The sequence below is a fragment of the Pseudomonas sp. NPDC086251 genome (genome assembly GCF_044746405.1).
Classification (GTDB): Bacteria; Pseudomonadota; Gammaproteobacteria; order Pseudomonadales; family Pseudomonadaceae; genus Aquipseudomonas.
The window spans coordinates 148,987-163,248 of the sequence record NZ_JBIVBY010000011.1; the positions used below are offsets into that span (position 1 = coordinate 148,987).

At 60.4% G+C, this 14,262-nt stretch carries 13 protein-coding genes; 7 read left to right on the forward strand and 6 right to left on the reverse strand.

Features of this window, described 5'->3' with window-relative positions; translation table 11 throughout:
* Positions 1–80 precede the first annotated feature (80 nt).
* The gene (locus ACIPL2_RS15420) at positions 81–1,322 is read right to left on the reverse strand and encodes a TIGR03862 family flavoprotein (protein ID WP_401357660.1); all 1,242 of its coding nucleotides are present in this window, start codon (positions 1,320–1,322) and stop codon (positions 81–83) included.
* Positions 1,323–1,603: 281 nt separating this feature from the next.
* Complete coding sequence (locus ACIPL2_RS15425; RefSeq protein ID WP_401357661.1) at positions 1,604–2,524, reverse strand: histone deacetylase; 921 nt, start codon at positions 2,522–2,524, stop codon at positions 1,604–1,606.
* A 74-nt stretch (positions 2,525–2,598) separates the two neighbouring features.
* Here ACIPL2_RS15425 and ACIPL2_RS15430 point away from each other — a divergent pair, with 74 nt between their 5' ends.
* The 3 genes from ACIPL2_RS15430 (at position 2,599) to ACIPL2_RS15440 (ending at position 4,731) form a co-directional block, all read left to right on the forward strand.
* Positions 2,599–3,168: a GNAT family N-acetyltransferase gene (locus tag ACIPL2_RS15430; protein ID WP_401357663.1), complete on the forward strand. Its 570-nt coding sequence runs from the start codon at positions 2,599–2,601 to the stop codon at positions 3,166–3,168.
* Positions 3,169–3,271: 103 nt separating this feature from the next.
* A complete protein-coding gene (tesB, locus tag ACIPL2_RS15435) occupies positions 3,272–4,141 on the forward strand; it encodes an acyl-CoA thioesterase II (RefSeq protein WP_401357665.1) in 870 nt (289 codons plus the stop codon).
* Positions 4,138–4,731: an HAD family hydrolase gene (locus ACIPL2_RS15440; RefSeq protein ID WP_401357666.1), complete on the forward strand. Its 594-nt coding sequence runs from the start codon at positions 4,138–4,140 to the stop codon at positions 4,729–4,731. Before tesB ends, ACIPL2_RS15440 begins: the two co-directional genes overlap by 4 nt.
* 45 nt (positions 4,732–4,776) lie before the next feature.
* On the opposite strand, the gene ACIPL2_RS15445 is transcribed toward ACIPL2_RS15440, so the two are convergent.
* Positions 4,777–5,736, reverse strand: coding sequence for an alpha/beta hydrolase (locus tag ACIPL2_RS15445; protein WP_401357667.1), 960 nt, complete (start codon positions 5,734–5,736; stop codon positions 4,777–4,779).
* Entirely contained in the window at positions 5,736–6,629 is an 894-nt protein-coding gene (locus tag ACIPL2_RS15450; protein WP_401357668.1) for a neutral zinc metallopeptidase, read from the reverse strand. The genes ACIPL2_RS15445 and ACIPL2_RS15450 overlap by 1 nt, the downstream gene beginning before the upstream one ends.
* A gap of 330 nt (positions 6,630–6,959) precedes the next feature.
* Between ACIPL2_RS15450 and ACIPL2_RS15455 the strand changes: the two genes are divergently transcribed.
* Together ACIPL2_RS15455 and ACIPL2_RS15460 are read left to right on the forward strand one after the other, a co-directional pair.
* On the forward strand, positions 6,960–7,736 hold the full coding sequence (locus ACIPL2_RS15455) for an IclR family transcriptional regulator (protein ID WP_401357670.1): 777 nt from the start codon (positions 6,960–6,962) through the stop codon (positions 7,734–7,736).
* Between the two features lie 300 nt (positions 7,737–8,036).
* Positions 8,037–8,915: a DMT family transporter gene (locus ACIPL2_RS15460; RefSeq protein ID WP_401357671.1), complete on the forward strand. Its 879-nt coding sequence runs from the start codon at positions 8,037–8,039 to the stop codon at positions 8,913–8,915.
* Positions 8,916–8,961: 46 nt separating this feature from the next.
* Here ACIPL2_RS15460 and ACIPL2_RS15465 read toward each other — a convergent pair whose 3' ends face one another.
* Entirely contained in the window at positions 8,962–10,278 is a 1,317-nt protein-coding gene (locus ACIPL2_RS15465; protein WP_401357718.1) for an MFS transporter, read from the reverse strand.
* Between the two features lie 371 nt (positions 10,279–10,649).
* Between ACIPL2_RS15465 and quiC the strand changes: the two genes are divergently transcribed.
* Both quiC and ACIPL2_RS15475 read left to right on the forward strand, forming a co-directional pair.
* Entirely contained in the window at positions 10,650–12,551 is a 1,902-nt protein-coding gene (gene quiC, locus ACIPL2_RS15470) for a 3-dehydroshikimate dehydratase QuiC (protein ID WP_401357672.1), read from the forward strand.
* Positions 12,552–12,653: 102 nt separating this feature from the next.
* On the forward strand, positions 12,654–13,331 hold the full coding sequence (locus ACIPL2_RS15475) for a TetR/AcrR family transcriptional regulator (protein ID WP_401357674.1): 678 nt from the start codon (positions 12,654–12,656) through the stop codon (positions 13,329–13,331).
* 75 nt (positions 13,332–13,406) lie between these two features.
* Here the strand turns inward: ACIPL2_RS15475 and ACIPL2_RS15480 are convergent, their stop codons facing one another.
* Positions 13,407–14,261, reverse strand: coding sequence for a shikimate dehydrogenase (locus tag ACIPL2_RS15480; protein ID WP_401357676.1), 855 nt, complete (start codon positions 14,259–14,261; stop codon positions 13,407–13,409).
* Between the last annotated feature and the right edge of the window lies 1 nt (position 14,262).

The following is a 14,262-nucleotide window of genomic DNA, read 5'->3' on the forward strand; positions in this document are numbered from 1 at the left end:
TCGCGGGCAAGCCTCGCTCCTACAAGGGCACCACCAATCTGTAGGAGCGAGGCTTGCCCGCGAAGGGCGCGCCTCGGTCTTCAGCCCTTGCGCTGCAACCACTCCACCATCCCCAACCCCGCCGCTCGCCCACTGGCGAAACACGCGGTCAGCAGATAGCCGCCCGTCGGTGCTTCCCAATCGAGCATCTCACCCGCGCAGAACACGCCAGGCAATGGCTTGAGCATCAAGCGTTCATCCATCGCCTCGAACATCACGCCTCCGGCGCTACTGATGGCCTCGTCCAGTGGGCGGGTTTTAACCAGCGTCAGTGGCAATGCCTTGATCGCTTTGGCCAGCAGCGCCGCGTCGGCGAAAGAGTCGGCCGGCGTGAGCTCTCGCAGCAACGCCGCTTTGACGCCATCAATCCCCAGCTGACTGTGCAGGTGTTTGGCCATGGAACGTGAACCGCGCGGTTTGCTCAACGCGGCCTGGACTTTATCCACAGGCTTGCCCGGCAACAGGTCGAGATGAATCGTCGCCGCGCCGTTCAGGTTAATGGCCTCGCGAATCGGTGCCGACAGGGCATAGATCAAACTGCCCTCGATCCCTGTCGCGGTCATCACACATTCGCCGAGTCGTGGGACGTCGTCATTCAGGCCAATGGCGATGTTTTTCAGCGGTGCACCGGCGAATTTGCTGACCATCAGTTCGCTCCAGGCCTGCACCTCGAAGCCGCAATTACTCGGTTGCAACGGCGCCAGTCCTACGCCGCGCTGTTCCAGTGGCAGCCTCCACGCGCCGTCCGAACCGAGGCGCGACCAACTGCCGCCGCCAAGCGCCAACAGGGTTGCATCAGGCGTTAAGGTTTTCTCGCCCTCGGGGCTCGCTACTTTCAAACTGCCATCGGCATTCCAGCCTAGCCAACGGTGGCGGGTGTGGATAACGACCCCGGCATCGCGCAAGCGTTTGAGCCAGGCGCGTAACAGCGGCGCGGCTTTCATGTCGGTGGGGAAAACCCGGCCAGAGCTGCCGACAAAGGTTTCAATGCCCAGGTCATGAATCCATTGGCACAACGCCTCGGCGCCGAAGCCCCGCAGCAGTGGTGCAATTTGCGGTGCGCGCTCGGCGTAGCGCGAGAGAAACGCCGGGTAGGCTTCGGAGTGGGTGATGTTCATGCCGCCGACACCGGCCAGGAGGAATTTGCGCCCCACTGACGGCATGCTGTCGTACAGGTCGACCTTGATCCCGGCCTGGCTCAGCACTTCAGCCGCCATCAGACCGGCGGGGCCACCACCGATGATGGCGACGTGATGGGGTAAAGAAGTCGAGGACTGAGTCATGGAATGCGCTGCGGTTTGGCGGAATGAAGCCGGGCATTCTACCAGCACAGATCCCTGTGGGAGCGGGCTTGCTCGCGAAAGCGGTGTGTCAGTCGACATCAATGTTGGATGACGAATTGCCTTCGCGAGCAAGCCCGCTCCCACATTGATCTTCGGTGTTTTTGGGGGTTGATCAAAAAACAACCACCGATCTGTAGCCTACACCCCGCATGGGCTGTAGGCGCTTTCACTCAGGTTATCCACAGGCGGTTCCACAGGCATTGTGGGTAAAGACTCACAGCTCAATGACAACCTGATGACTGCCAGACCCGCTGGGCGCTGTGATGCAGGATGCCATGGCGGCGGGCGAGGGCCTTGCGGTCCTTGCTGTAGCCGCCGCCGATCACCCCGACCACCGGAATGTCGCGGCCCACGCAATGGCGCATCACGCTTTCATCACGTGCGGCGACGCCTTCGTCTGTCAGCTTCAGGTAACCGAGGGCGTCATCCTTATGCACATCGACGCCGGCGTCATACAGCACGAGGTCAGGTTGGTAGAGCGGCAGCAAATAGTTGAGCGCATCGTCCACGACCTTCAGGTATTCAACGTCGCCCATGCCCATCGGTAACGGAATGTCCCAGTCACTTTCGGCTTTGCGTGCCGGAAAATTCTTTTCGCAATGCAGGGAAACGGTTATCGCCTCCGGGGTGTTGTGCAGGATCCGTGCAGTCCCGTCGCCCTGATGCACATCGCAATCGAAGATCAGCACCCGATTCACACGGCCACTTTCCAGCAGGAAATGGCTGATCACCGCCAGGTCGTTGAAGATGCAGAACCCGGCAGGGTGATCGTAATGCGCGTGATGGGTGCCGCCCGCCAAGTGACAGGCCAAGCCATGTTCCAGCGCCTGTTCGGCTGCCAGCAACGAGCCGCCTACTGCCCGCACCGTACGCCGGGCCAGGGCTTCGCTCCACGGCAGACCGAGGCGCCGCTGGTCTTCGCGGGACAACTCGCCACCCATGTAGCGTTCGATATACGCAGGGTCATGAGCGAGGGCGAGAATCTCTGGCGGGCACAGCTCCGGGCGCAGCAGATCGGCGTCGAGGGTCAGCCCACTGTCCACCAGGTGATCACGCAGCAGGCGAAATTTGTCCATGGGGAAGCGGTGATCCGCCGGGAACTCGGGGCTGTAGTCTTCGTGGTAGATCAACGGCAGGGGCATGATGAAATCGTGTAGGAATGAGTGAACGATCCTACCAGCGATGTAGACTTGCGGCATGGAATTGGAGGGGCACGATGGAGCCGATACGGGAACTCGAGAGCGCACGACTGCTGTTGCGGCAGTGGCGCGATGAAGATTTGCCGGCATTTGCGGCGATGTGTGCCGATCCACAGGTGATGCGCTATTTCCCGGCGCCCTTGAGTCGACTGGAAAGTGCTTCGCTGATCGGGCGGATTCGCGGGCATTTTGCCGAGCACGGCTTCGGCTTCTGGGCGCTGGAGCGCAAGGACACCGGGGCATTTATCGGTTTTACCGGACTGGCTGTGGTCGGTTTCGAAGCGCCCTTCACCCCGGCCACCGAGATCGGTTGGCGCCTGGCCCGCGAGCACTGGGGCCTGGGTTACGCCAGTGAAGCGGCGTGGACCGCTCTGCGCTGCGGGTTTGACCGGTTGGCGCTGAAGGAGGTCGTGTCTTTTACGACCGAGGCCAACACGCCATCACAGAAAGTCATGCAGGCGATCGGCATGCAGCATGATTCAGCCGATGATTTCGATCACCCGACACTCGCCGCCGATCATCCCCTGCGTCACCATGTGCTGTACCGGATTTCCCGTGAACAATGGCTGCAAACCTTGCATGGATAAGCGGGCACGGACGTTTACAATGGCCGAAAGGGCCCTGGCCGGAAACTGAATCGACCGCCGCAGCCAAGACTGCGCGGCATTGCGTTGTGTGAGGAGACTCTGAATGAGCCAAGTGTTGGATGATCTGGTTGACCTGCTGACCCTGGAACCGATCGAAGAAAACCTGTTCCGTGGCCGCAGCCAGGACCTGGGTTTTCGTCAGTTGTTCGGCGGTCAGGTGATTGGTCAGTCCCTGTCGGCGGCCAGTCAGACGGTCGAAGAAACGCGCCACGTGCACTCGATGCACGGTTATTTCCTGCGTCCGGGCGATTCCGCGTTGCCTGTGGTGTATCAGGTTGATCGGGTGCGCGACGGCGGCAGTTTCAGCACGCGTCGGGTGACGGCGATCCAGAAAGGCAATCCGATTTTCACCTGCAGCGCTTCGTTCCAGTACGACGAAGAAGGCTTTCAGCACCAGGCCGAGATGCCGATTGTGGTCGGCCCGGAAAACCTGCCGTCGGAACTGGAACTCGCTCAGCAGCGCGCGCACCTGATCCCCGAGCACATGCGTGAAAAACTGCTGTGCCCGAAACCGATCGAGTTCCGACCGATCACCGAGAAAGATCCCTACAACCCGCAGCCGTCCGATCCGATCAAGTACGTCTGGTTTCGCGCCGACGGTGCCTTGGCCGACTCTCCGGCGCTGCATAAATATTTGCTGGCCTACGCCTCGGACTTCGGTCTGCTGACCACGTCGATGCAGCCCCACGGCAAATCGGTCTGGCAGAAAGACATGCAGGTCGCGAGCCTCGATCATGCGTTGTGGTTCCACGCTGATCTGCGCGCCGATGACTGGTTGCTTTACGCGATGGACAGCCCGTGGGCCGGCAATTCGCGCGGGTTTACCCGTGGCAGCGTGTTCAACCGCGCCGGGCAACTGGTGGCGTCGGTCACCCAGGAAGGCCTGATTCGTCATCGCAAGGATTGGGCATGAGCCTGGCCGAGGTGCGGCACTGGGTGTTCGACATGGACGGCACCCTGACGGTGGCTGTGCATGACTTCGCGGCGATTCGCGAGGCGTTGGCGATCCCGGCCGAAGACGACATCCTGACCCACCTCGCCGCGCTGCCGGCTGAAGAAGCGGCGGCCAAACACGCGTGGTTGCTGGAGCACGAACGCGACCTGGCGTTGGGCTCGACGCCGGCGCCGGGCGCGGTGGAACTGGTGCGTGAATTGGCCGGGCGCGGTTATCGCCTCGGCATCCTGACGCGCAATGCTCGCGAATTGGCGCATGTGACGCTGGAGGCGATCGGCCTGGCCGACTGCTTCGCGGTGGAGGATGTGCTGGGTCGCGATGAAGCGCCGCCAAAACCTCATCCGGGTGGTCTGCTGAAATTGGCCCAGGCCTGGCATGTGCCGGCGAGTGAGATGGTGATGGTCGGTGATTACCGCTTTGACCTGGATTGCGGTCGGGCGGCGGGCACGCGGACGGTGTTGGTGAACCTGCCGGATAATCCGTGGCCTGAGTTGACGGATTGGCATGCGGCGGATTGTGGGGTGTTGCGGCAGATGCTGTTCGCTTGAGGGTCCCTTCGCGGGCAAGCCCCGCTCCTACAGGGTTAGGCGTCATCACTCACTGAACAACGCTTTCTGCCCCTCCGGCGAATTAAACATCCCGTCCCCATCATGCCCGACCCCGGGCACTTCGATCAGTTGCTGACTCAACCCTTGAGGATGCAGCCGCTTCAGATAAGCAAAATAATTGCGCCCGCGCGCCAATCGATTCACTCCCTGGGCTTTGGCCTCGCAGCTTTTATCCAGCGCCGGATGATTCGGGTCGATGTCCTGCTGCCCCAGTAGATAAACGATGTCACGCGTGGCGTAGTTTTCCTGCAACTGTGCAGGAGTTTGTCCCTCGGCATAGGCGGGCAGGTCCGCCAGCCCGTACTTCCAGCGATTGAAACCCGGGCAACCAGCGTGGTTGAACGCCACCGGCCGGCGTTCGTCGAAGTACGCGTAAGAAGACGGGTTGGCGATCACGTATCGCACCTGTATTCCGGCCTCCTTGAGCTCTGGTTGATCGTGACCCAGCAGCGCATAGCGTTGCACCACCTGAGCCCCACCCGAGTGACCGGCGATAACGATTTGCTTCACGTCCGGAAACTGTCGGCGATCGCCAATTCGGGCGACGATTTCGTCGAGTGCCGCGTAGGAACTCAGAGGGAATGGCGCGGTGGATAAGCCACCGGCCATCCAGTCATTACCCTGCCAGCGCAATACGCTGTCAGCCACGGGATGGGCCGCGACGTCGGTTTCATTGAGAAATTGCGGGGCGATCACCAGCGTGGTCGCAGTTTGTCCCGCCTGTTCGGCCGCACGCTCGGCACTTTGGCGGTAGGTTTCGGCATTGCGCAATCGACCATGGATGATGATCAGTACGCGTTCGATTTTGCTCGGCGCCGGGCCGATGCCCACCGCGATCTCACCTTCCTTCAACAACAGCCGGCCTGGGCTGAGCTCTTTAACGCCGTGTTCGGCAGCCTGGGCGCTTGCGCAGGTAAACAGTAAAGCCAACAGCCACTTATTCATTAAAGGTTTTTCGCTGCAAAGGTGTCGCACTGGCCGACCTGGCCTTGGGCGAATCCGGTTTTAAACCAGCGCACCCGTTGCGCCGACGTGCCATGGGTAAACGAGTCCGGCACCACGCGACCCTGACCTTGCTGCTGCAAGCGGTCGTCGCCGATGGCGTTGGCGGCGTTCAAGGCTTCTTCAATATCACCCGGTTCCAGCCAGTTCAGACGCTTCTGTGCATTGTTCGCCCAGACGCCGGCCAGGCAATCGGCCTGCAGTTCCTGACGCACCAGCAATCCGCCGTCGCCTTCCATCTGCCGGCCTTGCTGGCGAGCTGTCTGAATTTTCGCTGAAACGCCAAGCAAGGTCTGAACGTGATGTCCGACTTCGTGAGCGATCACGTAGGCCTGAGCGAAGTCACCGGCGGCCGCAAAGCGTTGCGACATCTCCTGGAAGAAACTCGTGTCCAGATAGACCTTCTGGTCTGCCGGGCAATAGAACGGACCGGTGGCCGAACTGGCCAGGCCGCATGCCGAGTTGACGCGGCCGCTGAACAGCACCAGGGTGGGTTCCTTATATTGACGACCGGCCTGCTGGAAAATCTGGCCCCAGGTGTCTTCCGTATCGCCGAGGATCGAGCGCACGAATTCGGCGCCTTCATCATTGGCCGGTGGCGCCTTGCGGGTTTGGCTGGTGGTCGGTGCCGATTGCTCGCTCATCTGACCGGTGAGTTGCCCGAGGATTTGCATCGGGTCCTGGCCGGTGAGCCAGCCGATCCCGACAATCAGAATGATCGCCGTCAGGCTCAGGCCCTTGCCGCCACCGAAGCGCATCCCGCCGCCACCGCCGCCGACATCATCGCCACGGGCATCGACCACGTTGTCGCTGCGTCGGCCTTTTTTCCATAGCATGTGGGAATCCTCTGATTGTCCGTGGGGATGAGTGTTGCTGCTGAGTGGGAGCGGCGCCAGTCCGGTCGTCCATCTTTTGCTGCGTGCAGGCGTCTTCCCGGCCACCTAGAGTGGGTTGCCGGGAACATACAGACTCGTATTGAACACAGACGACCCATCTAATTCCTTCCAGCGATGGGTTTTTATCGAGCAGGCGACCGCCTGTGTCGAAGGATTACTGGTCGAACGCGTCCCCTACCGGCGGAATGCGCAGCGACGGGACTTGGGTTCCAGATTTCGCATTCATCCGGTTGTCTTCTAGAATCGAACAAATTTTGTGTGGAAACCCTCATGGCCGGCAGTCAGATCGAACGTGTTTTCAGCGTGCTGGAAAGCCTCACCAGTGACCCACGCGGCCTGCCGATGCAGACGCTGGCGGAGCAGCTGGATATCCCCAAAAGCGCGACCCATCGTCTGCTCGCCGAATTGATTCGCCTGGGTTACGTGCGGCAGAACCCGGAGAATTTGCGCTATCACCTGTCGACCAAACTGGTGGCAATGGGCTTTCGTTACTTGTCGAGTAGCGGTGCCGATATCGTTCAGCCGGTACTCGATCGCCTGGCGCAGGAAACTGGTGAGCTGGTGCGCCTTGGGGTGATCGAAGGTGAGCGACAGGTCTGGATCGCCAAGTCCCAGGGCGCCCGTTCCGGTCTGCGGTACGACCCGGACATGGGCCGCGATGCACCGTTGTTTTACACCGCGTCGGGGCATGCGTGGCTGGCGTGCATGAGCGATGCCGAAGCCTTGTCACTGGTGGAGCGCCAGGGCAGCGATCGGCCGAAGGACCTGGGGCCGAATGCACCGCGCTCCAATATTGAACTGCTGGAACGCCTGCGCCTGGCGAGGGAGCAGGGCTATGCCTGGGTCGAGGAGAGTTCGGCAGTGGGCACGTCAGCGATTGCGGCGGTGGTGCGGCATCCGGGCGATGGCCGGGTGATTGGCGTGCTGAGCATTGCCGGGCCCAGCGCGCGGATGCCGGGGGCACGGCTGCATGAGCTGGCGCCGTTGTTATTGAAGTTTACCGAGGAGTTGGCGGCGGCGAGCCTGGCTTCGGAATTATTCAGTTAGTCCTGGCGCCGCAGATCCATTGTGGGAGCGGGCTTGCTCGCGAAAGCGGTGGTTCAGTCGATATGAATGTTGCCTGAAGCACCTTCGCGAGCAAGCCCGCTCCCACATTTGATCGTAGATATTCAAAGATGTGCGCTGTTCGAACACTTTCGATCCTCCGTGTGTGCAAGAATCTGGAATCTGGTTCTAAATTGTTTGAGTTCGACCCTGGCGAACGAATTTTCTTCCAAGCCAGTCTGACGGTACTGTAGGAGCACGGCGTGCCCGCGATGCTTTTGACCCTATGAACAAGGATATCTCATGACCGTCAGCACTCCGCTTTCCGGCGTCAACCAGCCCTTCAAAGGGATCCTGCTGATTGTTCTCGCGACCTTCCTGTTTTCCAGTCATGACGCGTTGTCGAAGTACCTTTCGGGGTTCTACCCGATTGTCATGGTGGTGTGGGCGCGTTATCTGGTTCACACCCTGCTGATGGCGGGGATTTTTCTGCCGCAATCCGGGCTGCGTGTCCTACGGTCCAAGCGTCCGTTGCTGCAATTGCTGCGGGCGTTGTGTCTGCTGGGCACGAGTTTGTTTTTCACCACTGGCTTGCAGTACATCCCGTTGGCCGAAGCCACGGCGGTCAACTTTCTCGCGCCGGTATTGGTGACCGCGCTGTCGGTGCCGTTGCTCGGGGAGCGGGTGACGCGCGGTCAGTGGATCGCGGTGATTTGCGGATTCATCGGTGTGGTGATCATCGTCCACCCTGGCGGTGAGTTGTTCACCCCGGCTGTTTTGCTGCCGCTCAGCTCGGCACTGTTTTTCTGCTTCTATCAGCTGCTGACCCGCATGCTCAGCAAAATCGACAGCCCGACCACCAGCAACTTTTTCGCTGGCTTGTGCAACACCTTAGTGATGAGTGCGCTGGTGCCGTTCTTCTGGCAGGTCCCGAGTCTGGGACACGGGGCAATGATGCTGGCACTGGGCGCGTGCGGGATGACGGCGCATCTGTTTCTGACTCAAGCCTTCCGCCATGCGGCGCCGGCATTGCTGGCACCGTTTGGCTACTGCCAGATTGTGTTCGCCGGTCTGCTGGGCTGGTTGGTGTTTGCTCACACGCCGACCCTCACCGCGGTGATCGGGATCGCTGTGATTTGCTGTAGTGGCCTGGCAGCGGCGTGGCAACAAAGTCGCCGCTGAGAAGAGCGATGCAGGCCTGGAGTCAGGCCTGCCGGTTGAAGGGATATTACTCGGTGACGGTCGGAATCTTGCGCGGCGCCATGAAGTACATCCAGATCAGCGCGATGAAGTACATCGCCGGAATCATGGTGAACAGCACGGTGTAGTTGTTGTTGGTGATGGTCAGAATGTGCCCCACCAACTGGGTCATGAACATCCCGCCGATGGCCGCGCACATGCCGCCGAAGCCGAACACCGTGCTCATCATGTGTTTAGGCGTGTAGTCCATCACCAGGCTCCAGATGTTCGCGGTCCAGGCCTGGTGCGCACCAATGGCCAGGGAGATGGCGAACACCGCGACCCACAGATTGCTCGAACCGGCGGCCATGATCACGCCGATGATGCAGCAGGCGAACAGGAACATCGACATCAGGCGTGCCTTGATCGGGTTGATCCCGCGACCGATCAGGAACGAGGAGAGGATCCCGCCACCGACGCTGCCGAAGTCCGCCGTGAGGTAGATGATGATCAGCGGAATGCCCATCTGGGTCACGTTGATGCCCAGGTTGTATTGCTGATTGAGAAACGGTGGCAGCCAGTACAGGTAAAACCAGAACACCGGAGCCGTCATCGAATAGGCGAGGGCGAAAGCCCAGGTGCCGCGCATGCGCAGGATTTTCGAGAACGGCACGCGGGTTTGTTCCGGTTCGACTTCCTTCTGGATGTAGTCCAGTTCCGATTGTTTAACGCTCGGATGCTCTTCCGGGTTGTAGTACTTCAGACCCCAGAACACCAGCCAAATGCCGCCAAGCGCCGACATGCACAGGAACGCCGCCTGCCAGCCCCAGACGTGGAGGATCAGCGGCAACAGCATCGGTGTGAACATCGCACCGACGTTGGTCCCGGCATTGAAAATGCCGGTGGCCACGGCGCGCTCGCCGGCCGGGAACCACAACCGGGTGGTTTTCACGCAGGCCGGGTAGTTGGCGGCTTCGGTCAGGCCGAGGATGAAGCGGCACACCATAAAGCCGACCGCTGAAGTGGCCAAACCATGGGCGCCGGTTGCCAGGCTCCAGAGCAGCACGGCACAGAAGAACACGCGCTTCACGCCGACGCGGTCGATCAAGCGGCCTTGCAGCACGAAACCGATGGCGTAGCCGACCTGGAACCAGAAGTTGATGTTGGCATAGTCCATCGCCGTCCAGCTCATTTCCTTGGCCAGGATCGGCTGCATCACGCCCAGTGCGGCGCGATCGATGTAGTTGAGGGTGGTGGCGAAAAACACCAGCGCCAGCATGCCCCAACGGGTTTTGCCGACCGCCATGGCGCCGCGGATTTTATCGCCGATACCGCCTGTGGCAGAAGTCATGGAGCGACGCTCCATGGGAGAGCTTCGAGAAGGAGTCATGTAGGCCACCCGATTATTTTTATGTGGTGTGCTGCGTCGTGGAAAACCAAACCCGGTGGTTGATGACCGGACTCAATGTGCAGTCGATGTTGCGCAGTGGGCGAAAAATCGTCAATTCGCTATCGGCCATTGTGTTCGATAATCGCACGCAAAACTAACCGGGTAGTACACTTTAAATTGCCGTGTCGGATCGCGCAGCCAATAATTTACCCCAAGAGAAAAGTGATCCCTGTAGGAGCACGGCTTGCCGGCGAAGGCGCCCTCAAGATCGCCAACGTGAGCAATCCGTGCACCTACAAAGCGTGCAATGCCCCTAACAAGATGGTCTCCAGACCGGGAGTCGACCTATGCAGCGTTCCATTGCCACCGTTTCCTTGAGCGGTACCCTGCCGGAAAAACTCGAAGCGATTGCCGCCGCCGGTTTCGACGGTGTGGAGATTTTCGAAAACGACCTGCTCTACTACGACGGCAGCCCTCGGGAAATTAAACAGATGTGCGCCGATCTCGGCATCGCCATCACACTGTTTCAACCCTTTCGGGATTTCGAAGGTTGCCGCCGTGATCGCTTGTCACGCAATCTGGAGCGGGCCGAACGCAAGTTCGACCTGATGCAAGAGTTGGGCACCGACCTGGTGCTGGTGTGTAGCAACGCTTCGGCTGACTCCATCGGCGACGAGCAAATTCTTGTCGACGACTTGCGCCTGCTCGCCGAACACGCCGGCGCACGCGGCCTGCGGATCGGTTACGAAGCACTGGCCTGGGGCCGTCACGTCAATACGTATCAACAGGTGTGGAACATCGTTCGTCAGGCCGATCACCCGAATCTCGGCGTGTTGCTCGACAGCTTCCACACCCTGTCGCTCAAGGGCGATCCAAGCCCGATCGCCGACATTCCCGGCGACAAGATCTTTTTCGTGCAAATGGCCGATGCGCCGATTCTCGCGATGGACGTGCTGGAGTGGAGTCGGCATTTCCGCTGCTTCCCGGGCCAAGGCGAATTCGACCTCGCGGGTTTCCTCGCGCCGATCATCAAGAGTGGCTACACCGGGCCGTTGTCGCTGGAGATCTTCAATGACGGTTTCCGCGCCGCACCGCCTCGGGCTAACGCCGCCGATGGTTTACGGTCGTTGCTCTATCTGGAAGAGAAAACCCGCCAGCGTCTGGAGCAAGAAGCCAAGCCGGCGGCCAATCTCGACAGTTTGTTCGAGACGCCGAAGGCCAGTGAATACAACGGCATCGAGTTTCTTGAGTTCGCCGTGGATGAAAGCCTTGGCGCCAAGCTGTCCCATTGGCTGGAGCGACTGGGGTTCGTCAAGGCCGGCCAGCATCGCTCCAAGAGCGTCAGCTTGCTGCGTCAGGGCGATATCAACCTGATCCTCAACTCTGAGCCATACTCGTTCGCGCACAGTTTTTTCGAGGCCCACGGTCCATCGCTGTGCGCCACCGCCGTGCGGGTCAAGGACAGCGCCAGTGCGCTGGCCCGGGCCGTGGCTTACAAAGGCCAGCCGTATCGCGGGCTGGTCGGCCCCAATGAACTGGAACTCGCCGCCGTGCGCGCGCCGGACGGCAGCCTGATTTACCTGGTGGACCAGGACGCAGACGTCTACGGCACCGACTTCAATCTGCAGCCAGTCGCCGAGACCAGTGGCGGCCTCAAGCGTATCGACCACATGGCCATGGCGTTGCCGGCCGACAGCCTCGACAGTTGGGTGCTGTTCTATAAAAGCCTGCTGGATTTCGAGGCTGACGACGAAGTGGTGTTGCCCGATCCGTACGGCCTGGTGAAAAGTCGGGCGTTGCGCAGCCGTTGCAGTTCGATTCGCTTGCCGCTGAACATTTCCGAGAACCGTAACACCGCCATCTCACATGCGTTGTCGAGTTATCGCGGCTCTGGCGTGCATCACATCGCGTTTGATTGCGACGATATCTTCGCCGAAGTCAGTCGGGCGAAAGAGGCGGGCGTGCCGCTGCTGGATATTCCGCTCAACTACTATGATGACCTCGCTGCCCGGTTCGATTTTGACGACGAATTCCTCAGTGAGCTGGCCTACTACAACGTGCTCTACGATCGCGATGCCCAGGGTGGCGAGCTGTTTCATGTTTATACCGAGCCGTTCGAAGGGCGGTTCTTCTTTGAAATCATCCAGCGCAAGAACGGCTATGCCGGTTACGGCGCGGCGAATGTGGCGGTGCGCCTGGCGGCCATGGCCAAATCCCGAAGTGGTGCCATCCGTCAGGCAAAGTTGTAGGAAATTCGTAACCGCGAGGCTAAACCGCCGCCGCACGGCTTCCTTCAGTGTGCGGCGCGGCCCATAATCGCCAGCTTGTGCAGTGATGGCCGTGAGCCCGCAATGACAATAAATTCGAAACTCTCCGTAACGCCCGACGAGCCCATTGCCGAACCGCGCAAGAGTCGCAAGAACAACCCGGAAAAGACCCGCGAGAACATCCTTCAAGAGGCCATTGTCGAGTTCGTCCAGCAGGGGCTTTCCGGCGCCCGCGTCGATGCAATCGCCGAGCGCATCCACACCTCCAAGCGCATGATCTATTACTACTTCGGCAGTAAGGAACAGCTCTACATCGAGGTGCTGGAGAAGCTCTACGGCGATATCCGCAGCACCGAAAACCGTCTGCACCTGGCTGAACTGGCGCCGGTCGAGGCTATTCGGCGGCTGGTGGAGTTCACCTTCGATCACCATGATCGCAACGTCGATTTCGTGCGCATCGTCTGCATCGAGAACATTCACAACGCCGAGTACGTGAAGCGCTCCGATGCGATCAAGGCGATGAACAACACCATTCTCGATTCACTGGGCGTGATTCTGCGCCGGGGTGTCGAAGACGGTGTGTTCCGTGCCGGTCTCGATCCGCTGGATGTGCACTTGCTGATCAGTTCGTTCTGCTTCTATCGCGTGTCGAACCGCCACACGTTTGGCGAGATTTTTCAGATCGACTTGCCGGATGAAGGCATCAAACAGCGTCATCGGGAGATGATTTGCGAGTCGGTGTTGCGGTATCTGCAGGCCTGACGCCTTCGCGGGCAAGCCTCGCTCCTACAGGTTCTGCTTTGTTCCTGTAGGAGCGAGGCTTGCCCGCGAAGCTTTTCACCCATTCATGCTTTGAAAGTGCGCCAGCATTCGTTGGGCATCCGGCACCACGCCGCTGAACAACTCAAACGCTTTCACCGCCTGAAACACCGCCATGTTGCCGCCATCCAGCGTCCGACAGCCCAAGGCACGGGCGTGGCGCAGCAGTTCGGTTTCCAGTGGGAAGTAAACAATTTCCGCCACCCACAAATCAGCCCGAAGCAGCTCCACCGGCACCGGCATGCCTGGCAGTTTTTTCATGCCCATCGGCGTGGTGTTCACCAAGCCATCAGCCTGGGCCATCGTGCTCGGCAGGTCATGGCCGGCAACGGCCCGTCCGGGGCCAAAATGCTGATTCAGGTTATTTGCCAGCGATTGAGCGCGGCCGTCATCCACGTCGAAAATGCACAGCAGCTGTACGCCTTCGCTCAAAAGCGCGTGGGCCACCGCCGCACCGGCGCCACCGGCGCCCATTTGGACGACGCGCTGCAGGGCAACGCCCTTCAAGCCGCGCCGAAAACCCTCGGCAAACCCCAGGCAATCGGTGTTGTGGCCGATGCGTTTACCGTCCTTCAACACCACCGTGTTCACCGCGCCGATTCCGCGGGCTTCCGGCGATAACTCGTCGAGCAGCGGGATGATCGCCTGCTTGCACGGAAAGGTGATGTTCAGACCGGTGAAGTTCATGCGTTCGGCGGCTGTCAGCAGGTCGGGCAGGGCGCTGCTGTCGAGTTGCAACGGGTCGAGATCGATCAAGCGATAAAGGTAACGCAAGCCCTGGGCATCGCCTTCGTGCTCGTGCAACGCCGGGGTGCGGGACGCCTGGATGCCGGCGCCGATCAGTCCGGCCAGTACTGCGTTGTTCTGAGTCACG